This window comes from Mycobacteroides sp. LB1, assembly GCF_013449725.1.
In the GTDB taxonomy this organism is placed as follows: Bacteria; Actinomycetota; Actinomycetes; order Mycobacteriales; family Mycobacteriaceae; genus Mycobacterium.
Genome location: NZ_JACCFF010000004.1, coordinates 194,654 through 217,572, shown reverse-complemented (window position 1 = coordinate 217,572; position 22,919 = coordinate 194,654). Strand labels below are relative to the sequence as shown.

Sequence of the window (22,919 nt, the reverse complement as noted above, 5' to 3'; positions counted from 1 at the left end):
CACTCTACGGGCGGCTGCTTACCTTCCGGCCGCGGCAAGTTTGGTGAGGTGCCGCTGGGTGCGTTTCATCCCGAAGCCCACGATGGCGCGCACCACCGGCGCCACATGGCGCACCAGCCCCGAACCGTCGATCGCCCATACCCACGTGAATTCGGAGCCCTGGGGGGTCGGTGTCACCACGTAGTCCTCGGCGAACGCCCGTAGTCCGGGCAGCGGCAGCGGGGGCTTGACCATATAGAAGGCCTTGCGCCGACCCTCCTCCCAGAGGAAGTACTTCTCGTGCGCCTTCGGTCCGACTACCGGACCGATCCGGCGGACGGCGCCGACACCGGCCCGGGGACTGCCCCAGATCACCCGAAGGCCGGGAGCCAGCCACCGCAAGGTGGTGTCATTGGTCAGCTCGCGCCACACCGCGTCGGCGGAGAGCGGAACTGAGATGGTTTCGCTGACTACAACCGGAGCGGTGGCCAGGAAGGTTTCATCGACGGACTGAAGTGCAGGCATGCCGGTAACTTACGGTACTAGTAATTGTGTAAACAAGATGGGCTACCGCTGCAGCCGCTCGCGCAACTCCACGCTTGTTCAAGGCGATCAGGTCAGTGCAGAAACGACCTCACGTACGAACAAGTCGATTCCGGAACGGTCGTAGGCGGCCTCCGGAAAATTGCATATCGCATATCCCAGTCCGCGGTTGCGGAACTCCGTCAGACGCTCGGCGATCTGTTCCGGGGTCCCGGCCGTCTCGGCCAGATTGCCCACCATCACCTCGGCCACGTCCTCGCCGATGACCGGGACGAGCCGCGATTTGATGGCCGCCAACCGGTCGGCGACCTCGGCATCGTCGGCGCCTATGACGACGTTCACGTTGACGCTCCGGACAATCGCATCGAAGTCCGTACCGACATCCTTACAGTGCCCCGCAAGCACTTTCGACTTGTGCTCGAATTCCTCGGGCGTCTGTCCGAAGTTGGTGTACTGGGCATAGCGCGCCGCGATCCGCAACGTCACCTTCTCGCCACCGCCGGCAATCCACAGGGGAATTCCGCCCCGCTGCAGTGGCTTGGGCGCCACAATCGCATCGGATACCTGGTAATACCTGCCGTCCAGGGTGACGCGACCGTCCCGCCAGGCATCGCGCATGATGCGGACCCCTTCGCGTAATCTGCCGAGGCGTTCGGCAGCATCGGGAAATCCGTAACCGTATGCGCGCCACTCGTGCTCGTACCAGCCGCCGCCGATGCCCATCTGAGTGCGCCCGCCCGAGATGAGGTCTACCGTCGCGGCGACCTTGGCCAGATACACCGGGTTTCGGTATCCCATCGCCGTGCACATCTGCCCCAGCTTGATCCGCGAGGTAACGGCGGCGAAGGCGGACATCAGCGTCCACGCCTCATGGGTCGCCTCGTCGGTGGGTACCGGCACGGTATGGAAGTGGTCGTAGACCCATACCGAGTCCCAGGGACCGTCCTCTGCATAGCGGACCAGATCGCGCATGACATCCCATTGATGCTCGGGTGCGATGCCTACCAGGTCCAAGCGCCAGCCTTGCGGGATGAAAGCTCCGAACTGCAGTGTCTCGGCCACCTGGGCCACACTACGCCCGGACGCCCGGCCCCAACCATCGAGTCAGCGCCTCGGCGAGACCCGTATCGGAACCGTCGCCCACCCAAGCGACGTACCCGTCGGGCCGCACCAGCACGGCGTCCGGTGCCGCAACCTCGCCCAGTACCGGAAGTTCCCATATACCGGTGTATTTGGCGTCGATCAGCTGAACTCGGTCCGCCCACCCGTCGATGCTCAGCTGCCCCGGCGCCCCGAAGTTGAGCAGCACCGGGCGGGCGGTGTGCAGAAAGGGGTACACCCTGGTCAGCCCGTCCGCAGTCGCCACATCGAGATCCGGCATGCGGCGGCCAAGCAGCGGGTGCCCCTCGCCCAGCCCGTAATGAATGTCCAGGCCGCTCATCATTCCGGCAATCCGCTTACGCGGCTCGTCCATGGCAAGCAGTTCGGCGACGATATCGCGCAGCGCGTCCATGCGGGGGCCCGCATCGGATAACGGCGTCTGCGCCATGGTGTTATGCAGTACCCGTTCTGCCACCGGGTGGCGCTCGGAGTGATAGGTGTCCAGCAGCGAGTCCGGCGCTTCTCCCTTGATCACCGCGGCAAGCTTCCAGCCGAGATTCACCGCGTCCTGGACTCCGGTGTTGAGTCCCTGCCCACCGAACGGGAAATGGATGTGCGCGGAATCTCCGGCCAGGAACAGGCGTCGGTCGCGGTATCGGTCGGCTTGTCGGGTCATATCGGAGAACCGGGACATCCAGCGCGGGCTGTGAATGCCGAAATCAGTTCCTGCAATGGCGATAAGCGCTTCCTTGGCTTCCGCCAAGGTCGGTTCGATGCCTAGCCGGGAGAGGTCCGTGCTGAAGACCAGACGGCACCACCCCTCCTCGAACGGCAAGATGCCGAGGAAGGATTGACCCGGCTTGCGTAGCAGTCCGAATTCGAGCGGTTGCTCGGTGATCTCGGCATCGACCAACATCGCCGAGCAGGACGGGTCATAGCCGGGAAATCCGATCCCCGAGGCCTTACGGATGGTGCTGCGCCCGCCATCGCATCCGATCAGGTAATGCCCGCGCATCGCGCGACCATCGGCAAGTTCTACGTTCACACCGGCGTCGTCCTGGTTGAATCCGATGACCTCCACGTCGTAATAGATCGGCACCCCGAGTTCGGCGATCCAGGCCGCGAGCGTTTTCTCGGTGTAGTGCTGAAGCAGACCCAACGCGTACGGGTGCCTGGTGGGGAAATCCTCGATGCTCATGAAGATGCCCGAAAAATGGGTCACCTGACCGGTCATCCCCTGGGAGAGAAACCTGTCTGCGATACCGCGCTGATCGAACACCTCGATGGTGCGCGAATGCACCCCCGCTGCACGAGAGCCCGCCTCCTCGTGACTGCCTCGACGTTCCAAGACAGCGACATCGATACCGGCGAGGGCCAGTTCACCGGCCAGCATCAGTCCGGTCGGCCCGCCACCTGCGATGACTACGGCATGCTCGGTCATGACACTCCTTAACGTCGTTATAGGTATTACAACCATATTTACTTTAACGTTGTTAAGGTGTCAATGTGTCCCTCGATCGTGAAACCATCGCTCGCGCCGGCCTCGTCCTGCTGGACCGGCACGGCGCCGAGAACCTGACCATGCGGTCGGTCGCGGCGGCCTTGGGCGTCCAGGCACCCGCGCTCTACTGGCATGTGAAGAACCGCCGCGACCTCGTCGATGCGATGGCCGACGCGATGTTCGGCGACGCCGTAAACAAATTCGATCTCTCGACGCCGCGGTGGGATCAATTCCTCACCGAGGGCGCCCGCGCGCTACGCCGCGAAATGCTGCGCTATCACCAAGGGGCACGGATTCTCGCCGGCACCGCCACCGCAAAGGCCGCCGACATGACCGAACCCATGCTCAACGTGATGACGAAGGCCGGGTTCACCCTGCGCGATGCCGCGCGACTGACGCCAACGATCTTTCACTACACCATCGGATTCACCATCGAACAGCAGACTCGCGACGGTTTCGAGTATCCGGAATCGAATCCCTACAGCGAGGAGAACATGCGGGCGCATGTGGACATGACCACGCATCCCACTGTGGCACAGGCTTTTTCCGAGCTCTACGAACCCGACTTCGATGCAGACTTTGAGGACGGGCTAGCCGTCATCATCGACGGCCTACGAGCTCGACTTCGCGGGAAACGGAAGTCTGCGGCTCCTCGGGTGGCAACTCGGCGCTGATCGGTTCGGACTCCGCGTCGGGTTCTTGTTCCTCGGCAGCATCCGGCTTCGCCTTCGACCGCGAGAATCGTTGACGGAACCAGGGTTCCACGATCGCCGAGGGCCACCAGTTCCCCTGTCCACACAGCACCACCAGGGCGGGAATGGTGATGGTGCGTACCAGGAAGGTATCCAGGAGCAGACCCATGCCGATGATGAAGCCCGCTTCGACCATCGACTGCAGATTGCCGATCAGCAGACCGAACATCGATGCGGCGAAAATCACTCCGGCAGAGGTGATTACGCCACCGGTCGATTTGACCGTCTTGATGACACCAGAGCGGATGCCGTCGGGCGACTCGTCGCGAATACGCGAGATGAAGAGGAGGTTGTAGTCGGCGCCCACGGCGACCAGCACAATGAACGCCATCCCGGGCACACTCCAACTCAACGGTTGCCCACCGATGAACTGGAAGGTGATCACCCCGATGCCCACCGCCGAGGCATACGAAATGATCACCGAGCCAATGAGATACAGCGGCGCAACGATGGCCCGCAGCAGCGCGACGAGGATCAGCAACACCACGATCACCGTCAGCACGATGATGAATCGCAGATCGTGGTTGTAGTAATTGCGGATATCGTTGTACATAGCCGACAACCCCGCCATCGAGATGGATGCATCGGACAACGTGGTGTTGGGCTGCGCGCTATGTGCGGCATCCTGGATGGCGCGGACCTGATCCATCGCCTCGGGACTAAATGGGTTCAGGTTGCTCTGCACCAGGTAGCGCACCGCATGCCCGTCCGCGGAAACAAACGCCGCTGCAGCAGTTTTGAAAGATTCCTGGGTAAGCACCTGCTGCGGGATATAGAACCCGGACATCGATCCGGGTGCGGCATCACGCTTGGCGGCAACCAGAACCGTGGACGCGTCGCCCAGCTGGCCGCCCATCTGCTTGGTCTGGTCCACCAGCATTTGCACACCCTCGGCAAGCTGCCCGCTGCCGTCGGCGAGCGAGTTGACCCCGGTGAGGACCTCCGAGAACTTCTGCTGGATGCCGTAGGTGTCGGCCAGACCGAGCCTGCGCAGGTTCGTGTCGATGGAGTTCAACGCCGTGCGCAGCTTGGCGATGGTCGAGGTGATCTGCTTATCGTTGTCGACCGCCTTCAGCTCACGCCCCAGTTCGACGATCCTGTCCCTGGTCCCATCCTGTTTCGTCTCCAGGAACCGGTTCATCTCCTCCCTCGAGGACCGGCACGCGGCGTCCATCTCGCAGGCCGGATTGCCGACCAGAGCACGTGCGACGGGTTCGATCCAGCCATACACCTCGCTGGAGCTCTGAGCATTCGACTCGATGGCGTCGCCCAACGAATGCATGCTGATCACCAGCTTGTCCACGGAATCGAGATCAGCCAGCGTGCCGGTCTTTCCACTACCCCGCAGCTGAGCGAGCACGTCGACCAGTGCGCGCGCCGTGCCCAGATTGTTCTTCACCGAGTCGCGTACCTGACCAAGCTTGTCGGCCAACGTATGTCCGCCCGCCGCGAGCTTGTCCAGGTCCGTCGTCCGGGCGTCGATCAGGTTCGAGGCATCGCCCAGCTTCCCGCCGACCTCACCGGCCTGGAAGGACAGCTTGGCCTCCTCAAGCGGTTCACCGGTCGGACGGGTGATTCCACGAACCTTGTCGACACCGGGAACCTGGCTCACCCGCGCGGCCATCTGCTCCAGGTCTGCCAGCCCGCGCGGGGTGCGTAGATCATGGGGCGACTTGATGTAGAGGTACTGCGGCAGCGTCGAATTCACCGGAAAGTGCTTCTCGATCGCGGCATAACCCTGGTTGCTGTCGGCCCAGGCCGGCAGGTTCTTGCGGTCGTCGTAGCCGAACTTCACCATCGCACCGCAGGTGGCGAGAATGATCAGAATGACCAGGCTCACCGCCAGGTGCGTACCCGGCCGTTTGACGATGTTGATGCCCGAACGGTGCCAAATCTTGTTGGCATAGGCCTTTCTCGGCTTCACCCAGCCCCGACGCCCCACCAGGACCAGCACCGCGGGGAGGAAGGTCACCGAGGCCACGAATGCGATGAGGATGGACACGCTCAGCGCGGGACCGATGGTAGACAGGATGCCCAGCTTGGTGAAGCCCATCCCCAGGAAGGTCACCGCCACCGTCGCTGCCGACGCCGCGACCACCTTGCCGATCGACTCCAACGCGGCGGCCACCGCGCTATCGGAATCCATGCCCTGTTTCACGTACTCGTGATATCGGCTGATGAGGAAGACCGCGTAGTCGACGCCCGCGCCCATCATCATCGCGGTCATAAACGTCAGCGTCTGATTCGAGATGCTCAGACCCATCTGCGCCAGTCCCCCGACGGCCGCCTGGGCGATACCCAGCGAAACACCCACCACGACGAGCGGCAGCATCATCGTCACCGGATTGCGGTAGACGATCAGCAAGATGAGAAGAACCAAAGCAGCCGTGGTGATTTCGACCTTATGCAGGTCACGCTCTCCCACCACCGTCAGATCCCCGACGGTGGCGGTCGGCCCCGTCGTAAAGGCCTTCAGGGTGGTGCCCTCGGTGGCGTCCTTGATGATCTTTAAGGCCCCAACATAGGCCTTACCGGATTCGGGCGTGGCGAGCTCACCCTGCAATCCCACCGGCAAATACCACGCCTTGCCGTCGGTACTCGACATCATCTCGCGCAGCATCGGTTTGGTGATGAAGTCCTGCACCATGCTCACATCACGGGTGTCCTCGCGCATTCGGGCCGCGAGAATCCGGTAGGTCTGTTCGTCCGCTGGGGTCAGCCCATTCTCGTTGGTGAGGACGATCAGCAGGATGTTCTGTGCACCCGACTCCTGGAACGATTCGACCATCTGCCGGGTGGTCTCCATGACGGGAGCATCCTTGGGCAGCAGATCGACGGGGTGATCCTCGATGGCCTTCTGCAGCGACGGCGCAGTCAGAGCCAAGACCGCCGCCAGCCCGATCCAAAACCCGATGACGACGACAGGAGCCTTCCGGACGATCCGAGCGATCAGTCCGTAGATACCACCTGTGTTGTCCGCCACGGCTACTCGATCACACCGCGCAGGCCGAAGTCGTCAAGCGTCTCGGAGAGGTACGCGGTCAATTCTGCCCGTGATTCGACGATTCCGGGCTGGTAGGCGACGACCGCCACGAAGACCTGACCGTTGACCCGGCCCGAGGCGAGGAACAACTGCCCGTAAGTGCTCAACACCTCATCGGGGCGCACCCGCTGCTCGGCGAGCTTGCAGAAGATGTAGTCGGCGTGAGTGCCGTCGGGCCGGTTCACATCGGAATGCAGCGGCCCCACGTTTGAGCAGCCCACCGGGAAATCGTTGTACTCCAACGCCACATTGGCCAGCCGCCGTGCGGCCGCGCGCGGGATGAATGGAGTGAGCGGCAGCAGCGCCCATTTCTCGTCGGGCTCATCGCGCAGACCGGAAAGCACCTGCTTGGTGGCATTGCGGATACCGCGCAGATCGATCGACACATCTGCGGGGTCGATCGTGAACATCACCGAGGTCATCGCGTTGGCGCGGACATCGCCCTCGATGCGCTCGTTCACCGGCATGGACAGCGTCACCTTGCCGTCTTCCCCGGTCCGGCCAAGCTTCGTGGCGAGCTGCGCCGCGAAAGCGCCCACAAGCGAGTTGCTGGTGCCTCCGCGGCCCCGCGCATGTGTGTCCCAATGGGTTTCGTCCAGGTAGACGGTGGCTGCCGGCACTTGGTCGACACGGGAAGACTGTGGGGGCAGCGCGGCATGCCGGATGTCTTGGCGCCGCGCAGACATCATCTTGGTGGCCCTACGAAAGGCCCGGCCGGCCTCCGGCAAATCCCGCCATGTACGCCGCAAGTCTTCGCCCACACCGCGGAACCGCTTGCGCGACTGCGGTATCGAGTACCCCAGGGGCAGATCCGCATCGTTGGCAGCATCGGCGATGGCCTGGCACATGCCCACCCCGTCGGCGATGGTGTGCGAGACCACCAGGCTCACCGCGGTGGCGCCGTCGGCGAATCGAGCCACGCCCAACCGCCAGGCCGGGCCGTACTCGGGGTCGATCGGCAACTGCGCATGCCGGTGCACCCAATCCTGCAGTTCGGCCCGTGGCAGCGGTGCCAGCTCGACGTCGATCGGGTGACAGAACGGATCGAGCACCCAGCGATGGCGCCCGAACGGCAAGCGAGACCGTTCGATTCGCCGCCCGAAGAGTCCCCGTCCCAGATTGGCGTGGAATACGCGCAGTCGGTCGGTGTCGATATCACGTTCGTAGATCCAGACCATCTGTCCCAGTGTGGACATCTCGGTGGCCCGCACGCCCAGGAAAGATGCCTGGTCGACGAAATCTAGATGGGCACTGGCCCTGGCAGTCCCGAAGACGGAACCGGTGACTGGGATTGTCGCCGTCATAGCGACTCTCCCGCCGGCGCCACCCCCAACGTGGTGTAGAGCTCGTTGATAAGCCGCACACTGCGAGGATCGGCATCTGCCTTGGTCACGTCGAACTGGTTCATCACATACGAGTACCCGATACGGTGCTCCAGGTCGACGAATGCGTAGGAACCGCCAGATCCGCCGTGTCCGAAGATCTTCTGATTTGGCCCGGCATAGCAGCGCTGGTTGAGCATGTAGCCCAGGCCCCATCCATGGTTGGCCACCCGCGGTCCCAGCACGACGTCGGGATCGAACCCGCCCTGCGACACCCGCACCAGATTCATGTGCTCCCGGCTGAGTAGCTTCTCGCGCGCCATGGCGTTGTAGAAGGTGGCCAGGCCGAGCGCCGACACATGCGCGTTGGTGCCCGGGAACTCCAGTGCCCGCCACAACCCGATATCCCGCCGGGCGATCTCGTCGTCGGGGATGAAGTCGCCGGAGATCAGCGGGCCGGACAGCGGATGATCGCTCATGGCATCGAATTCCGAAGGCGCTCCGCGGAAGACATCGCGTAGGAAGGGCTTGTTGACCATCTCGGCGCAGCGGTGGTGCTCGCCATGGGGTAATCCCACATGTACGTCAAGCCCGAACGGCTCGGCGATCTCGGTGCGCAGGAACTCGCCAAGCGTCTGCCCCGTGGTGCGACGGACGACCTCGCCGAGGATGAACCCGAATGTCGCCATGTGGTAGCCCTGCGCGGTCCCGGGTTCCCACCAAGGTGCCGCCCTGGCGAGGTGCTCGCACACCTCGTCCCAGTTGGCGGCCTGCTCGGGCGTCAACCGGGTGCGCGGTCCGATCACACCCGAGCGGTGCCCGAGCACCATGGCCACCGTGATGGATTCCTTACCGGCCTGGCCGAATTCGGGCCAGTACCGGGCAATCGGCGCATGCAGGTCGAGCACACCGCGCTCGATGAGCATGTGAACGCAGGTGCTCATCAACCCCTTGGTGCCGGAATACACCGGCGCCAAGGTGTCTTCCGTCCACGGACGGGTGCGGGCCTCATCAGCCCAGCCGCCCCAGAGGTTGACGACGAGCTCCCCGTCGACCCAGATCGCGACGGCCGCGCCCAGCTCGTCGTTCTCCAGGAAGTTCAACGCGAACGCATGCCGGACGTTGTCGAAATCCGGTGAGCTGGTTCCATTCACCGCAATATCGAGGCTTGTGCTCATGCCAATGCCCACCTTTCACTGCTGTTCAATGCTGCATAGTGCGGCCGCAACGCCGCGGTTTCAGGAAACGAACTGTGACTGCGCGACACGCTGATAAACCAGGCGTGCTACTTCGAGATAGCGCGACACAGATTCACGGGCGACGGCGTTGTCGGGGAATGAGATAGTCAGGTTTGTTTCGTTCTCAAACCTGTTGACCCACATACAGACCTGGTCAGAAGATCGGCTGTCCCCGAAGATTCCACCATTGATGCGATCCCATTCGGCACTGACTGGGATCTTGCGCGCGTCCAGAAAGGACACCATCGGCACTACGTACTCAGGAGCGGTCAGCCCGGATTCCGGGCCGGCTAGTTCCAGCACCCGCTCGAACGGCACCTTGGCCAGGGGTTGACATTCGTCGAACGACTTCTGTGCGGATCTCGCGACGCTGGCGAAGGATCCGTCCGACATGTCGACGACGAAGGGGATGAAACTCGCGTACCAGCCCGCGGACAGCTGCTCCTCCGCGGTGCTGCGAGTGTCATAGGGGGTAATGCCGTAAAAGGTATCGGCGCCGGTGATCTCGCGGTCGATCAAGGCCGCGCACGCGAACACGCCACCGCTGAAGCGCACGCCCGCTTGTTCACATGCCTTCTCGAATGCCACCGTTTCCTCGGCGTCCATCAACTGGGCCGCCACCATCCCGCCGACGTTCGGCACCGACCGGTCCCCGAGCGGCAGCGCGAAGTCGGGCAGGGTGCCGCCGTTGTCCTGCGCGTACTGGATCCAGGCCCGCACCTCGTAGGAGGAGAGGTTCATGGCCTGGTTGTGCGCATGCTCGCGAGCGGAGAATTCCAGGTAGCCCGCCGGCGGCGGGAGCTGCATGGCCGACCCGTACAGGAGGCTGGCATACATCAGTTGGATCTCGACGTACAAGATTCCGGTAGACATCCCGTCGGTGTGCAGATGGTCCACGCTCAGGTACACGGTGAAGTGGTCCGCACGCTGAATCACGCCGAACGTGAAGCAGTCCCACGTGAGCGGCGTCCCCGAGGTGCGCAGCAGGTGCGCACGGATCTCATCGGGTCGCTGCAGTCCATGGTCCTGGGGCACGAAGTCGATCGACTCCGGGTCCTCGATCGCGTGCCGGACGATTCGGTCCTCAGGATCGAACTCGAACCACGAGTGGTAGGTGTCATGTCGCCGCAGGTGTGCGTTGATGGCCGCGGTCATGGCGTCGATATCGCACGTACCCGGGATGTCCCAGGCACCGATCCCGAGCCGGCCCATCTCGCGGTCCTGGCGGGCAAGCTCCCGGTACGAGCGCAGGTGCTGCGCCTGCTGGTAACTGGGCGGAACGGCACTGGCGGGCGCTTGTACCGCGACCTCGCGGGCACGGGGCGAAGCGCTCCAAGAGATGACGGTCCCGGGCTTGGGGCGCCAATCGTGGATCGTTCCGAGTGCAACCATCGTCCCTATCCCCGTCCAGCGATCTTGGATACGAGCCGAACCAAATTCGATTTACCTGCCGCATTGCGAGTGGCAAAGATATTACTCATCGCGCGCAGCGTAGCGAATAAATATCTCGCAAAGGTACGTTACGTGAAAGAAATAGCTAGTGAACTGTGGGTAACGTCCCGCTACATCAAGTTACAGCAACTTACTGAAAGTCTTACGGTAACCCAGTCCTAGCAAATATAACTTGCGTCTAGAAATACCCTATGACCTGCTAATTCATCTCTGGGTACGCGAATAACCAATAACTATGTTTGTAGTGTCATCAGAGAACCTACGGGATCACCGGATAAATTTGTGTGCCACCCCCTCGGCGATCGATACTGTGGCGCACGCCACGTCCGCGGGGCAACTATTTCTGGCGGCCGCCTCTAAATCTGCAGAATCCACAAGGCATTTCGGCCCCGATACCGACGCCTACTGGGAATCTCACGACGATTCTGAATCCACGATCACTCGTCAGCGCCCCCTGAAACGACCTCAGCCGCCCACCCCGAAGGGTGAGCGGCTGAGGGTTCGTTCTAGCCCTGTCTACGCGTCCAAGAGCGATGCGGGCGGGTTGAAGCGATCGCCGTACTTGGCGGCCAATTCCTTTGCACGAGCGACGAACCCAGCCTTGCCACCGGGGTAACCCACGATGTACTGGTGCACGCCACCGGTCCAGGGCGGGAACCCGATACCGAAGATGGAACCGATGTTGGCATCCGCGGTCGAGGTCAGCACACCCTCGTCGAAGCACTTCTGCGTTTCGAGGGCCTCGGCGAACAGCATGCGCTCGATGAGGTCCTGCAGCGGTGGGTTGGCGGGATCGGCGCCATTGCGGGTCTTGAAGGTCTCCCGCAGTCCCTGCCACAGCTCGGTGCGCTTGCCATCCACGTAGTCGTAGAAGCCGGCACCGCCCAGACGGCCCGGACGGCCCGCCTCCACCAGGGTGTCGATGACCCGGCCCGCCGGATCCTCCGGCACGTCCTGGCCGGCGGCCTTGGCGGCCTCGACGGTCTCCTTGCGGATCTTCTGCATCAGCGTCAAGTTCAGCTCATCCGAAAGCTGCAGCGGCGGAGCCGGATACCCGGCCTGGCTGCCAGCCTGCTCGATGGTCGCGGGCTCGATGCCCTCGGCCAGCATGGCGACGGCCTCGTTGACGAAGGTGCCGATGACACGCGAGGTGAAGAAGCCGCGGCTGTCGTTGACGACAATCGGGGTCTTCTTGATGGCCAGCACGTAGTCGAACACGCGGGCCAGCGCCTCATCGGAGGTCTTCTCGCCCCGGATGATCTCCACCAGCGGCATCTTGTCGACCGGTGAGAAGAAGTGGATACCGATGAAGTCCTCTTGGCGCTTCACACCCGCAGCCAACCCGGTGATGGGCAGCGTGGAGGTGTTCGAGCCCAACAGTGCGTTGGGCTCCACGACATCCTCGATCTCCTGGAAGACCTTGTGCTTGAGCTCGGTGTTCTCGAAGACCGCCTCGATCACGAAGTCGACACCGGCCAGATCGGCGGGATCGGCGGCAGGAGTAATCTTGGCCAGCAGTGCCGCGGACTTTTCGGCGGTGGTCTTGCCGCGCGAAAGAGCCTTCTCTTCAATCTTTTCCGAGTAGGCCTTGCCCTTCTGGGCGGCCTCCAGCGTGACATCCTTGAGCACCACGTCGTAACCGGCCTTGGCCGAGACATAGGCGATACCGGCGCCCATCATGCCCGCGCCCAGCACACCGATCTTCTTGATCGGCGTCGCAGCGATGCCCTCCGGGCGCGATCCGCCGCCGTTGATGGTCTGCAGGTCGAAGAAGAACGCCTGCGTCATGTTCTTGGCGACCTGGCCGGTGGTCAGGCTGGTGAAGTAGCGGCTCTCGATGCGGCTGGCCGTATCGAAGTCCACCTGAGCACCCTCGACCGCAGCGGCCAGGATGGCCCGCGGGGCCGGCATCGGCGCACCCTTGAGCTGCTTCTTCAGGTTCGACGGGAATGACGGCAGGATGGCCGCCAACGCCGGGGTGGCCGGAGTGCCGCCAGGGATCTTGTAGCCCTTGACATCCCAGCGCTGCACGGCTTCGGGGTTGGCCTTGACCCACGCCTTGGCGGCAGGGATCAGCTCGTCGACGGAGCCGACCAATTCGTCAACCAGGCCGACTTCCTTGGCCTTGGTCGGGTTGAACCGGGTGCCCTGCGCCAGCACGGTGACAAAGCCGTTCTGGATGCCGAGCATGCGGGTCACGCGGGTGACGCCACCGCCACCGGGCAGCAGACCCAGCGATACCTCGGGCAGACCGATCTGAGATCCCTTGACATCGGCCGCAATCCGGTAATGCGTGGCCAGCGCGATCTCCAGGCCACCACCGAGGGCGGCGCCGTTGATGGCGGCGACGACTGGACGACCGAAGGTCTCCAGCGTGCGCAGATCCTTCTTGATCTCCTCGACCTCGTTGAAGGCCTCCTGGGCGTGCTCGGGCTGGATCTGGATGATCTTGGTGAGGTCACCACCGGCGAAGAATGTCTTCTTGGCGCTGGTGATAACCACGCCGGTGATCGAATCCTTCTCTTCCACAAGGCGCTTGACGGCCGCGGCCATCGACTGCTTGTAGTCGTCGTTCATCACGTTGGCCGAGCCGTTGGGGTCGTCCAGGGTGAGGGTGACGATGCCGTCGGCATCCTTATCCCACTGAATTGTGTTTGCACTCATTGGTTCTGGCTCCTCTTGTCTTATCCGGCTCAGACTCGCTCGATGATGGTGGCTACGCCCATGCCGCCGCCGACGCACAGCGTGATCAGCGCGCGACGCAGGCCACGGCGCTCCAGCTCGTCGACCATGGTTCCGGTGATCATGGCGCCGGTGGCACCCAGGGGGTGGCCCATGGCGATGGCACCGCCGTTGACGTTGAGCTTCTCGTCCGGGATGTTCAGATCCTTCTGGAACTTCAGCACCACGGAGGCGAAGGCCTCGTTGAGCTCGAACAGATCGATATCGTCCACAGTCAGTCCGGCGCGGTCGAGCGCCTTCTTGGTGGCCGGGGTGGGGCCGGTCAGCATGATGAGCGGCTCTGCACCGGTGGTGGCGGTGGCCACGACCCGGGCACGCGGGGTGAGGCCCTGTGACTTACCCGCCTCCTCGGAACCGACCAGCACCAGGGCGGCGCCGTCGACGATGCCGGAGCTGTTGCCGCCGGTGTGCACGTGGTTGATCTTCTCGACGTAGGTGTACTTGATGCGTGCCACATCGTCGAACCCACCCAGAGCAGCGAGGCCCTCGAAGGCCGGCTTCAGCTTGCCCAAGTCCGCGGCGGTGGTGCCGGGGCGCATGTGCTCGTCGTGATCCAGGATGAGCAGACCGTTCTGGTCCTTCACCGGCACAACGGACTTGGCGAAGTAACCGCCGGACCATGCGGCCGCGGCGCGATCCTGCGAGCGGGCGGCGTAGGCGTCGACATCGTCACGGGTGAAGCCCTCGATGGTGGCGATCAGGTCGGCACCGATGCCCTGCGGCACGAAGGACACGTCGTAGTTGGTGGCCGGGTCCGAGGCCCAGGCGCCGCCGTCGCTGCCCATCGGCACGCGCGACATGGATTCCACACCACCGGCGAGCACCAGGTCGTCCCAACCGGAACGGACCTTCTGGGCCGCGATATTGACGGCTTCCAGGCCGGAGGCGCAGAAGCGGTTGAGCTGCACGCCACCGACGGTGTCGGGCAGGCCGGCGGCCAGCACCGCGGTGCGAGCGATATCGCCACCCTGGTCGCCGACGGGGGCCACGACGCCGAGCACGACATCGCTGATCAGGTTCTCGTCCAGATCGGGGAAGCGGCGACGGATCTCTTCGATCAGGCCGACCACAAGGTTCAGCGGCTTGACCTCGTTGAGGGCGCCGCCCCTCTGCTTACCGCGCGGTGTGCGGATGGCCTCGTAGATGAATGCTTCAGTCATGGGTATACGTCCTTATAGGGAGGTGCGTATGGGGCATGTGGTGCAAGCGCCGCGGCGTTTGCACCCGGATTGACTCCGGGTCAGTTTCACCGAGACAGCCCTACGTTAGACCAGGACACCGCACCGGCGGTACGCAGCCCTCCCAACCCGTTGGTTGGGAGGGCTGCGCGGCGTACTTCACCTGGGGGTGGCGCCCCAGCCGAGTGTGCGGTTTCCGGTGCTCTCTGACGAGATTCCACCAAAATCCGCACGCTCGGGACCGGAGCCAACCAGTCTGGGGCCATGCCTACATGGCCCTTCGTGGTGCTCGCGACCCTGGCGATCGGTGCGGCCGGACTTGCGCCGCCGGCGCAGGCCGAGCCCGAGCAGACCAGCCCAGACGCCGCCTTCGAACAACGCGCGCCACTGCACTATTGCGGGCGATTGCGCATGCTGCCGCCGGCGCATGAGATCCCGCCCAACTATCTGAACTGCATGCGCCAGGCCCGCGCCGCGGGTACCGGGGCCGAGTTGGTGACCATCGTCGCGAATTTCTTCCTCGAGGACACCACCACCTATTACCGGGTATACAGCGCCGACCGGGATGTGGAGGTTTTCGTGGACAACCGCGACCGAGACAACCCCGGCTTGACGCACTACTTCTGCCCGATACCTGATACCGACCTGTCCTTCGAACCGCCCAGCTGCTAGAACCGGCGGTAGGCTGCGACCGTGGAGCCGAGGACCGTCAGGCGGCTGCGGCCATACGCCACCACGATTTTCGCCGAGATGTCGGCGCTGGCCGTCCAACATGACGCGATCAATCTGGGACAGGGCTTTCCCGATGAGGACGGCCCGCCCGCCATGCTGGAGGCCGCACGCGAAGCCATCGCAAGCGGAATGAACCAATACCCGCCCGGCCCGGGCATTCCCGAGCTGCGCCGGGCCATCGCCGCCGACCGGCTGGCCCGGTACGGGGAGGATCTGGACCCGGACACTCAGGTCCTGGTCACCGTCGGCGCCACCGAAGCAATCGCCGGGGCGCTACTCGGGCTCGTCGAGCCCGGCTCGGAGGTCATCCTCATCGAGCCCTACTACGACTCCTACGCGGCGGTGGTGGCGATGGCCGGTGCCACGCTGGTGCCGGTATCCCTGGTGCCCGACGCGGACGGCTTCGCGCTGGACCTCGATGCGCTGGCCGCCGCGATCACTCCCCGGACGGCGGCGCTGGTGATCAACTCACCGCATAACCCGACCGGCGCCGTGTTCACCGACGAGGAGCTGGCACGGGTCGCCGCACTCGCCGTCGAACACGACCTGATCGTCATTTCCGACGAGGTCTATGAACGGCTGTTGTTCGACGGGCGCACCCACACGCCGATGGCCAGCCTGCCGGGGATGGCCGATCACACCGTGACGATCTCCAGTGCCGCCAAGACATTCAACTGCACCGGCTGGAAGATTGGCTGGGCTTGTGGCGCACCAGAGTTGATCTCAGGAGTGCGGGCCGCCAAACAATACCTGTCCTACGTCGGCGGGGGACCCTTTCAGCCCGCCATTGCGGTAGCACTCGACACCGAACAAGCGTGGGTGAAGAACTTGCGGGGGTCGCTGCAGCGCAGGCGCGATCGCCTGTCCGATGCTCTCGCCGGGCTGGGTTTCGAGGTGCACCGCAGCGAGGGTGGGTACTTCGTATGCGTCGACCCGCGGCCTCTCGGGTTCAGCGACAGCGCAGAGCTCTGCCAGCGCCTCCCGGAAGCCGTTGGGGTGGCGGCAGTTCCGGTAAGCGCCTTCTGCGACGCCTACGCGGGCCAATGGAATCACCTGGTGCGGTTCACCTTCGCCAAACGCGACGCAGTAATCGACGAGGCGATAGCCCGACTGGCGAGGCTAGGAGCCTAGTCCCACCGCAGCCGTGTGGGGATGCTGCCGCATCTTGGCCAGCCTCGGCAAGATCTTGATGAAATCGGTGATCTCAGCGACGGCACGCCGCGCATCGGGGTTGGACAGCGCGAACACCTGGAACACGTGAATGGCGCGATCGAAGATCTGCAGCCGCACCGGAACACCGGCGGCGACAAGGCGTTCCGCGAGCAACTCCGAGTCCGACCGCAATGCCTCTTGCGAGCCCACCTGCAACAGGAACGGCCCCAGACCCGTCAGGTCCGCGTCGGCCGGGCAAGGCCCCGGCTGACGCGCACCGTTGCGCAGCAGGAACACGTCGTTGATCATCTTCAAGAAGTTCACCGGGAACATGGCATCGCCAACACGTTTGCCTGCAGCGTATTTCGGCTCCATATCATTACTGGTAGCCGCCGATATCAACACGCAGCCCGCGGGCGGAGTCAGCCCCTGGTCCCGTACCGCGATCGCGGTCATCGCCGCCAGGAAGCCACCGGCCGAATCGCCCGCCAGCACGATGTTGTCCGGATCCACACCCTGATCCAGGACATACCGGTACGCATCGACACCGTCGGCGACGGCATCCTCGACCAGATTGCGGGGGCACAGCCGGTACCCCACGCTTAGCGCCCGCGCACCGGAGTCACGCGCGATATGGCTGACCAGCGGGCGGTGGCTGTTGATGCCCAGTGCGATGAATGCCGACCCGTGGAAGTAGACGACCACCGGCGCATCACTTGATGAGCTGGGCCCCGGTACGTTCTTGGTGTTCCACGTCCACTCGGCAGGGCAGTTTGGCAGCTGCACGCGCTCGGTGCGGGTCCCGCGCACGCCGGGCACCCAGCCCATGAGCCGCTCCGTCCCGTCGTATCGCCGGTTCAGCAGAAACTGCGGGAACCGGCGATTGACGGCCAACATCGCCTGCGTCATCGCGAAGAGACCGGGCTTGCCCAATGCCTTGAACAGGTAGGTCTCGGCGACCGAATGCCAATTGGCCTTACCCATCCACTCCGGCCCGGTGTACACGGGAGCAGTCACCTCGGGCCCAGAAAGTTCGGGCATAGCATTCTTTTGGGCACGGGACATCGGTTCGGGTCTCCTCGTAGCGTCGTTGCTTTGCGTGAGACTATCAGTACCCAGTACTAATAGTCCCGCCTAGATCACCAGCCGATATCGGCGATTTCAGTGGTGTCCTTCGGCGACGCCTCGATAGGACCGCTCGGAGTCCGCGAGAACCGGGGAGCGGGCGCGGCCTGGGTCACACCATCGACATCGACCACGGTGTCGCGCCCCCTCAGGTGTGCGTCCTGCTTGGCCTCGCCCCAAGTGAGCACCGGTGACACACAGGCGTCCGTACCGATGAAGATCTCGGTCCACTCGTCGCGTGTCTTGGCCTTGAAGGCATCGTCGAACATCTTGCGCATCTCTGGGTACCGCGCCTTGTCGAGCTGGAACGGCACACTGTCGGGGTCCAGCCCCAGACCCTGCACCAAGATCGCGAAGAACTGCGGCTCGATAGAACCCACCGCCATGTACTTGCCATCCGAGGTCTCGTAGGTGCCGTAGAACGGCGCGCCACCGTCGAGCAGCCCAGATTCCCGTTCGTCGAACAGCAGGCCGTTGTTGTACATCGTCCACTGCATCTGGGCGAGCTGGCTGACACCGTCGACCATCGCGGCGTCGATAACCTGCCCCTTGCCGGACTTCTCCCGCTCGTACAGCGCCGCCAGGATCCCCTGTACCAAAAGCATTGAGCCACCGCCGAAGTCGGCGACCAAGTTCATCGGCGGCATCGGCGGGCGGTCCCGGTAACCCATGGACCCCAGGGCTCCGGTCAGCGACAGGTAGTTGATGTCATGTCCGGCACGCTCCGCCATCGGCCCGTTCTGGCCCCAACCGGTCATGCGGGCGAAGATGATGCGCGGGTTGCGCTTGGCGCACTCCTGCGGCCCGATCCCAATGCGCTCGCACACACCGGGCCGGAACGGGTCCAGCAGCACATCGGCCTTGTCGACGAGCGCCAGCAGCGCCTCGGTGTCCTTCTTGACGTCCAGGTTGACCAGGCGCTTGCCGCGGTGGAACAGATCCTTCTCCTCGGCAGGGATGGCAAGCCCGCCGGGGCGACGCACCCGGATGACATCTGCACCCAAGTCGGACAACATCATTGCCGCGTGTGGCCCGGGACCGATGCCGCCGAGCTCGATCACCTTTACGCCCGCGAGAGGGCCAGTCTTGACGCCTGTGTCAGTCATGGGGCCACCCTAGCGTGCCCAGTCAACCCGTTGGTTGGGAAACCCTCCCGCACTCCGACCCAAAGGCGCGTACTACAGCGACGACGAGATCGCCGGAGCCGATACCGGTGCGGGTGTCGGAGTTGGGGTCGGGAAGTTGGGGATCGGCGACCGCGACGTGGTCGGCGCGGCCGGGGCATCCGATGCCGGTGGCGGCTCGGGCGGCGGCGTGTACTCGTAGACGGGCAACGGCGCGGGTGGTGGATCGTCGTCGCCCTCACGGAAGTGCGTCGAGCGGAACAGATCGATCACCTTGCCGAGGTCGTGCAGGCGCAGCGCCGGTGGTCGTCCCCCACGCGCATCGCGGATGCGCTGGGCCTCCCATGCGACAAGGCATTGCGCCGACGGGGTGTTGTACAGACTCTCCAAGAAGGGAGTCAACGCTTTCGCGAGGTCACCCTCGGCCTTGAGGACGTCGCCGCGGTAGGGGCCGTAGTAGGGGAGGATCGCTTCGAGGATCCGCACCATGACGGTCTGAAATCGGGTGACGAACTGGTCGATCCCCCACGGATGCCGGGACAGCAACGGGGAGATCCGGGCCAGAACCGGACCCATCATCTTCAGAATCGGTTCATAGGCCGTGGCCGGGGCGAACGCCTCCGATGAGAACACGCCAGCCGCCGGTGCCACGTCGATCAGCGACGCCAACCCGCCCTGCTCATCCGGCCCCGGCGCGGGCCAGCCGAAAGGGCAAGGGGCAGCAACAGATATCGGAAGGCCGCGGTCGGTCACCGAAGGCAGTAAACCGAACGGTCCAGCGGCCTGCCCCGGTGGATGCGAGGGTGTCTGAGGGCGAGGCAGGGGAGCCACCAATTGCGGCCCCGGCGGTGGCACCGGGATGGGGATAGCCCCTTCGGGAATCGAGCCGTCGCGGTTCACGATCTGATACCCGACGATGGGTGCTCGCGGAGGTGAGTACGACAACTGGGTGATGGCGGCCACGCTGCCAATCACGGTAATAGCAGCGAATGTCCTTACCGCGACCACGAATACGCGTTCCTTGGCGGGCGTCCGACCAGTGGAGGCGATCGCAGCCGTCTCTGCTGCCGGCATCGGGGTCAACGCCGCCGTCTCATCTTCGTCCAATCGACTCATCGGTCCTTCACCACACCTTCGAGGTGCCAGACCCCGGTGAAACTGTTGAACGGGCCGCCCACGATCAGACTTGTCCAATCGAGAGTGAACTTCTTGGTGTTCTTGTCGTATGTCCCCGTGGCCCTGGGACTCTCGCCGTCTACGGAATCGCGACCGACCCAACGCCCCGCGACGAACTCCCATACCTGCTTGGCACGCGCCTCGCCGGGAATCTGAGCCTGCTCCTTGGGTTTCGGCTTGGGCGCGCCCTGGTTGAACTCCTGACGGTTCCACGAGGCGGCCCAGGCGGAAAGGTCCGCCGTAATCTTGTCGCCCGCCACCGTGGCCGAGGGCGCCAGAAGCTCGCGCCGTGTCTGCGGGTCGATCTTGTTGGTGGAGATGCCGAATTCGATGTTGAAGAACTTCGTCGGCTGGGTCACGCGAGTGGCCAGCGAGTATCCGGTGGCCTCGTCGAATGCAGGATCCGGTTCACCCTGGTAGCCGCCCAGGACTAGCCCGCCATCCGTGCCCGGTGCGAGCAGCGTCGCCGCCCCCTGCGGCACAGGAGAATTCGCATTCGGCATGAAGGGCCCCTCTTGCGGGTTGCCGCCCGGTTGCACCATCTTGAACCAGGTTCCGCTGAGCTTGTTCCCGTCGATCGTGCCGGGCTCCAATGCCAGGAGCCCGGTGAGTGCGGACTCGGCCGGCTTCTCCGACCCACAGGCCGGAGCCGTCACCAGCACCGTCGCCGCCAGCGCCGCGCCAAGCGCGCTGCGCATCATCGTCTTTTTGGCCACCGTGCGGCTCCTTTCACGTCAATAGCGGCCACGGCCGCCAGTACACCGGGCACCAGGAAGAACCACCCGAAATAGTCGAATGACCGGAAACCCAGCGGCACGGTGATCCGATCGAGCGCTACCACCCTGCCGAAGTTGTCCACGTTGTCGGCCATCACTCCGATAAGCGAAGCGAAATCCGCTGTCATGGGCTGCCATTGGGCAACAAAGGCGTCGATACCCGGAACCGCGCGGGCCGGATCATGATGCCGTAGATCACCGAGGAACTGGGTGTCCAGCTCCCCTTCCGCTGCGACCAGCACCACGAAATGCCGCTGAACCGCCGCCACTCGTTCATGCGTCATGATCGGGGTGAAGGCATCGATGAGCTGGGTACCCGCCGGAGCACGGGAGAAGAGCCCGTCAGCGAACGGTACGGCGATCAGCACCACTGCCGCCAGGACCGCGAGAACCCGCGCACCAAGCGCCTTTTCGCCGTTTCGTGTCCGTCGAAGACCCCAGACCCCGGCGCCGACCAAGACTAGTCCCGGCACCGCCAGCAGGAACGGAAACACGTCGAACGGGCCGACGGCGCGCAGCTTCCCGTAGTTGCCCACCTGACCGTCTACCGCGTCCAGCAGACCGTTCATATCCTGTCGGATCGACGGATATTGCGCGACAAAGGAATCCAGACGCTCATAGTGCCCGCCCGCGACAGCCTGGGTCGCCTGCACATCGGCGCGGGCGGCATCCACGGTGTCGAGGTAACCGCGGAATTTGGTGAGCACCTCCGACGACACGAAGGGGTGAAACTCGGTGAGCAGCTGTTGACCACCCGCGGCGCGCGTGAACATCCCGGTGACCACCGGGACCACGAACAGCAGCACACCGAGCGCGATGAGTGCGACAAACGGCCACCGGGGTTTTGGAGCCGGTCCGGCCTCGGCAACCACCGCCTGCTCGCCGACGATATCCGCGTACGAGGGCAGGGCCGCTTTGGACGTCTCGGCCAACCGCTCAGCGGCCACGGCTGAAGATCCGCTCCCCCACCACAAACAGGATTCCGCCACCGATGGCCACGAATACCAGCAGCGCAATGACCCACGGTGGGGTCACGGTGCGGGGGTTGTCGTCAACGGGCAACGCGATGAGCTGCTGGCCGGCCGATAGCGGTGGCGGCGCCACCACCTGTTGCCCTGCCTGAACAACGACCTGCCCGGGGGCAGCCGGCGCGGCCACGGCGGCGGGCGGTGCATCCGCCGCTGGTGGGGCACCCGGCGGCGGAGGGGGTGATGGTTCGGCGACCGCGCCACCGGCGCCACCCCCGACCTTGCCCACCAAATGCCACAGCCCGGTGAAGTCGTTGAACGGACCGCCCACGATCTGGCTGGTCCACTCGACGATGAAGGCGCCGGTGTTGCGGTCGTAGGTGCCGGTCACCGGCGTGGTCTTACCGGGAAAGGCGCCACCGGGTTTCGGCGATCCCTGGTTGAACAACTGGTTGTTCCACGTCACCCCGAAGGCACTGAGATCGCCACCGAGCTTGTTGCCGCTCACCGTGATCTGGGGCGTGGCGGTGCCCTGACCGGTCTGCGGATCGGTCTGGTTGGATGCGGTGGCAAAGCCCACGCCATAGAACTTGACCGGCTGAGTAATGCTGCCGGACACCGCGTTTCCGTTTCCATCGAAGGCGCTGGCGGGCTGCGGCTGATATTCACCCGACTTCAAGCCACCGTCACTTCCCGGCGCCAGCAGGGTGACCGTGTTATCCGAGCAGGTCGAATCGCCATTGGCCAGGTAGGGGCCGGATGCGTCACCGGCGGGCAGAATCATGCGGAAGTAGGAGCCGGTGGCCCGACCCTCCGCGCAGCTGCCGGGGCTCAACGCGAACAGTCCGTTGAGCGGCGTGGCCGTATCCGCCAGCGCCGGATAGGCGGCGGGCGAGATGGCCGCGGCTGCCACGACAAGGACGACTGTCGCGCGGCGGGTGAGATGCTTGATCATCGGCGCTTCCTGTTGCACTTACCCGAGCACGAGCTGGGAACGCCGCAAACCTATGAACGC

The 22,919-nt window shown here is 64.2% G+C and carries 18 protein-coding genes; 3 read left to right on the top strand and 15 right to left on the bottom strand.

The annotated features are described in order from the left end of the window. Positions 1-18 precede the first annotated feature (18 nt). The 3 genes from MLB1_RS17260 to MLB1_RS17250 form a co-directional block, all read right to left on the bottom strand. The gene (locus MLB1_RS17260) at positions 19-504 is read right to left on the bottom strand and encodes an SRPBCC family protein (RefSeq protein ID WP_180751064.1); all 486 of its coding nucleotides are present in this window, start codon (positions 502-504) and stop codon (positions 19-21) included. 87 nt (positions 505-591) lie between these two features. Then, positions 592-1,593 (bottom strand): LLM class F420-dependent oxidoreductase, encoded by a 1,002-nt coding sequence (locus tag MLB1_RS17255; protein WP_180751063.1) that lies wholly within the window; start codon positions 1,591-1,593, stop codon positions 592-594. A gap of 1 nt (position 1,594) precedes the next feature. Then, positions 1,595-3,064, bottom strand: coding sequence for an FAD-dependent monooxygenase (locus MLB1_RS17250; RefSeq protein ID WP_180751062.1), 1,470 nt, complete (start codon positions 3,062-3,064; stop codon positions 1,595-1,597). A gap of 65 nt (positions 3,065-3,129) precedes the next feature. On the opposite strand from MLB1_RS17250, the gene MLB1_RS24295 reads away from it, so the two are divergent. Then, positions 3,130-3,798 carry a TetR/AcrR family transcriptional regulator C-terminal domain-containing protein gene (locus MLB1_RS24295; protein ID WP_180751061.1) on the top strand — a complete coding sequence of 223 codons (669 nt, stop codon included), beginning with the start codon at positions 3,130-3,132 and terminating at the stop codon, positions 3,796-3,798. On the opposite strand, the gene MLB1_RS17240 is transcribed toward MLB1_RS24295, so the two are convergent. The 6 genes from MLB1_RS17240 to MLB1_RS17215 all read right to left on the bottom strand — a co-directional run bounded on the left by MLB1_RS17240 (position 3,725) and on the right by MLB1_RS17215 (position 14,833). After that, the gene (locus MLB1_RS17240) at positions 3,725-6,859 is read right to left on the bottom strand and encodes an MMPL family RND transporter (RefSeq protein ID WP_180751060.1); all 3,135 of its coding nucleotides are present in this window, start codon (positions 6,857-6,859) and stop codon (positions 3,725-3,727) included. The two genes, MLB1_RS24295 and MLB1_RS17240, sit on opposite strands and share 74 nt — an antisense overlap. A 2-nt stretch (positions 6,860-6,861) precedes the next feature. Continuing rightward, positions 6,862-8,223 (bottom strand): hypothetical protein, encoded by a 1,362-nt coding sequence (locus tag MLB1_RS17235; protein ID WP_180751059.1) that lies wholly within the window; start codon positions 8,221-8,223, stop codon positions 6,862-6,864. After that, positions 8,220-9,419 (bottom strand): serine hydrolase domain-containing protein, encoded by a 1,200-nt coding sequence (locus MLB1_RS17230; protein WP_180751058.1) that lies wholly within the window; start codon positions 9,417-9,419, stop codon positions 8,220-8,222. The genes MLB1_RS17235 and MLB1_RS17230 overlap by 4 nt, the downstream gene beginning before the upstream one ends. 60 nt (positions 9,420-9,479) lie before the next feature. Next, positions 9,480-10,871 carry a condensation domain-containing protein gene (locus MLB1_RS17225; RefSeq protein WP_180751057.1) on the bottom strand — a complete coding sequence of 464 codons (1,392 nt, stop codon included), beginning with the start codon at positions 10,869-10,871 and terminating at the stop codon, positions 9,480-9,482. 576 nt (positions 10,872-11,447) lie between these two features. Continuing rightward, positions 11,448-13,595, bottom strand: a complete 2,148-nt coding sequence (locus MLB1_RS17220; RefSeq protein WP_180751056.1) for a 3-hydroxyacyl-CoA dehydrogenase NAD-binding domain-containing protein — start codon at positions 13,593-13,595, stop codon at positions 11,448-11,450. Between the two features lie 29 nt (positions 13,596-13,624). Then, positions 13,625-14,833 carry an acetyl-CoA C-acetyltransferase gene (locus MLB1_RS17215; protein ID WP_180751055.1) on the bottom strand — a complete coding sequence of 403 codons (1,209 nt, stop codon included), beginning with the start codon at positions 14,831-14,833 and terminating at the stop codon, positions 13,625-13,627. A 282-nt stretch (positions 14,834-15,115) separates the two neighbouring features. On the opposite strand from MLB1_RS17215, the gene MLB1_RS17210 reads away from it, so the two are divergent. Together MLB1_RS17210 and MLB1_RS17205 are read left to right on the top strand one after the other, a co-directional pair. Continuing rightward, the gene (locus MLB1_RS17210; RefSeq protein WP_180751054.1) at positions 15,116-15,523 is read left to right on the top strand and encodes a hypothetical protein; all 408 of its coding nucleotides are present in this window, start codon (positions 15,116-15,118) and stop codon (positions 15,521-15,523) included. Positions 15,524-15,544: 21 nt separating this feature from the next. Continuing rightward, positions 15,545-16,714: a pyridoxal phosphate-dependent aminotransferase gene (locus tag MLB1_RS17205; RefSeq protein WP_180751053.1), complete on the top strand. Its 1,170-nt coding sequence runs from the start codon at positions 15,545-15,547 to the stop codon at positions 16,712-16,714. On the opposite strand, the gene MLB1_RS17200 is transcribed toward MLB1_RS17205, so the two are convergent. The 6 genes from MLB1_RS17200 to MLB1_RS17175 form a co-directional block, all read right to left on the bottom strand. Beyond that, a complete protein-coding gene (locus tag MLB1_RS17200; protein WP_180751052.1) occupies positions 16,703-17,776 on the bottom strand; it encodes an alpha/beta hydrolase in 1,074 nt (357 codons plus the stop codon). The genes MLB1_RS17205 and MLB1_RS17200 overlap by 12 nt on opposite strands. 98 nt (positions 17,777-17,874) lie before the next feature. After that, on the bottom strand, positions 17,875-18,966 hold the full coding sequence (locus MLB1_RS17195; RefSeq protein ID WP_180751051.1) for a CaiB/BaiF CoA-transferase family protein: 1,092 nt from the start codon (positions 18,964-18,966) through the stop codon (positions 17,875-17,877). A gap of 72 nt (positions 18,967-19,038) precedes the next feature. Then, positions 19,039-20,058, bottom strand: a complete 1,020-nt coding sequence (locus MLB1_RS17190; protein ID WP_371750645.1) for a hypothetical protein — start codon at positions 20,056-20,058, stop codon at positions 19,039-19,041. Positions 20,059-20,096: 38 nt separating this feature from the next. After that, positions 20,097-20,861 (bottom strand): hypothetical protein, encoded by a 765-nt coding sequence (locus MLB1_RS17185; protein WP_180751263.1) that lies wholly within the window; start codon positions 20,859-20,861, stop codon positions 20,097-20,099. Further along, a complete protein-coding gene (locus MLB1_RS17180; RefSeq protein ID WP_371750644.1) occupies positions 20,858-21,808 on the bottom strand; it encodes a hypothetical protein in 951 nt (316 codons plus the stop codon). Before MLB1_RS17180 ends, MLB1_RS17185 begins: the two co-directional genes overlap by 4 nt. Before the next feature lie 64 nt (positions 21,809-21,872). Beyond that, positions 21,873-22,859: a hypothetical protein gene (locus MLB1_RS17175; RefSeq protein WP_180751050.1), complete on the bottom strand. Its 987-nt coding sequence runs from the start codon at positions 22,857-22,859 to the stop codon at positions 21,873-21,875. Positions 22,860-22,919: the final 60 nt, after the last annotated feature.

Coding starts and splice junctions, on each gene's coding strand:
- MLB1_RS17250 (WP_180751062.1), bottom strand. CDS start 3,064: ATGACCGAGCATGCCGTAGTCATCGCAGGTGGCGGGCCGACCGGACTG.
- MLB1_RS17235 (WP_180751059.1), bottom strand. CDS start 8,223: ATGACGGCGACAATCCCAGTCACCGGTTCCGTCTTCGGGACTGCCAGG.
- MLB1_RS17210 (WP_180751054.1), top strand. CDS start 15,116: ATGCCTACATGGCCCTTCGTGGTGCTCGCGACCCTGGCGATCGGTGCG.
- MLB1_RS17220 (WP_180751056.1), bottom strand. CDS start 13,595: ATGAGTGCAAACACAATTCAGTGGGATAAGGATGCCGACGGCATCGTC.
- MLB1_RS17200 (WP_180751052.1), bottom strand. CDS start 17,776: ATGCCCGAACTTTCTGGGCCCGAGGTGACTGCTCCCGTGTACACCGGG.
- MLB1_RS17190 (WP_371750645.1), bottom strand. CDS start 20,058: ATGCCGGCAGCAGAGACGGCTGCGATCGCCTCCACTGGTCGGACGCCC.
- MLB1_RS17175 (WP_180751050.1), bottom strand. CDS start 22,859: ATGATCAAGCATCTCACCCGCCGCGCGACAGTCGTCCTTGTCGTGGCA.
- MLB1_RS17215 (WP_180751055.1), bottom strand. CDS start 14,833: ATGACTGAAGCATTCATCTACGAGGCCATCCGCACACCGCGCGGTAAG.
- MLB1_RS17230 (WP_180751058.1), bottom strand. CDS start 9,419: ATGAGCACAAGCCTCGATATTGCGGTGAATGGAACCAGCTCACCGGAT.
- MLB1_RS17225 (WP_180751057.1), bottom strand. CDS start 10,871: ATGGTTGCACTCGGAACGATCCACGATTGGCGCCCCAAGCCCGGGACC.
- MLB1_RS17185 (WP_180751263.1), bottom strand. CDS start 20,861: ATGATGCGCAGCGCGCTTGGCGCGGCGCTGGCGGCGACGGTGCTGGTG.
- MLB1_RS17195 (WP_180751051.1), bottom strand. CDS start 18,966: ATGACTGACACAGGCGTCAAGACTGGCCCTCTCGCGGGCGTAAAGGTG.
- MLB1_RS17260 (WP_180751064.1), bottom strand. CDS start 504: ATGCCTGCACTTCAGTCCGTCGATGAAACCTTCCTGGCCACCGCTCCG.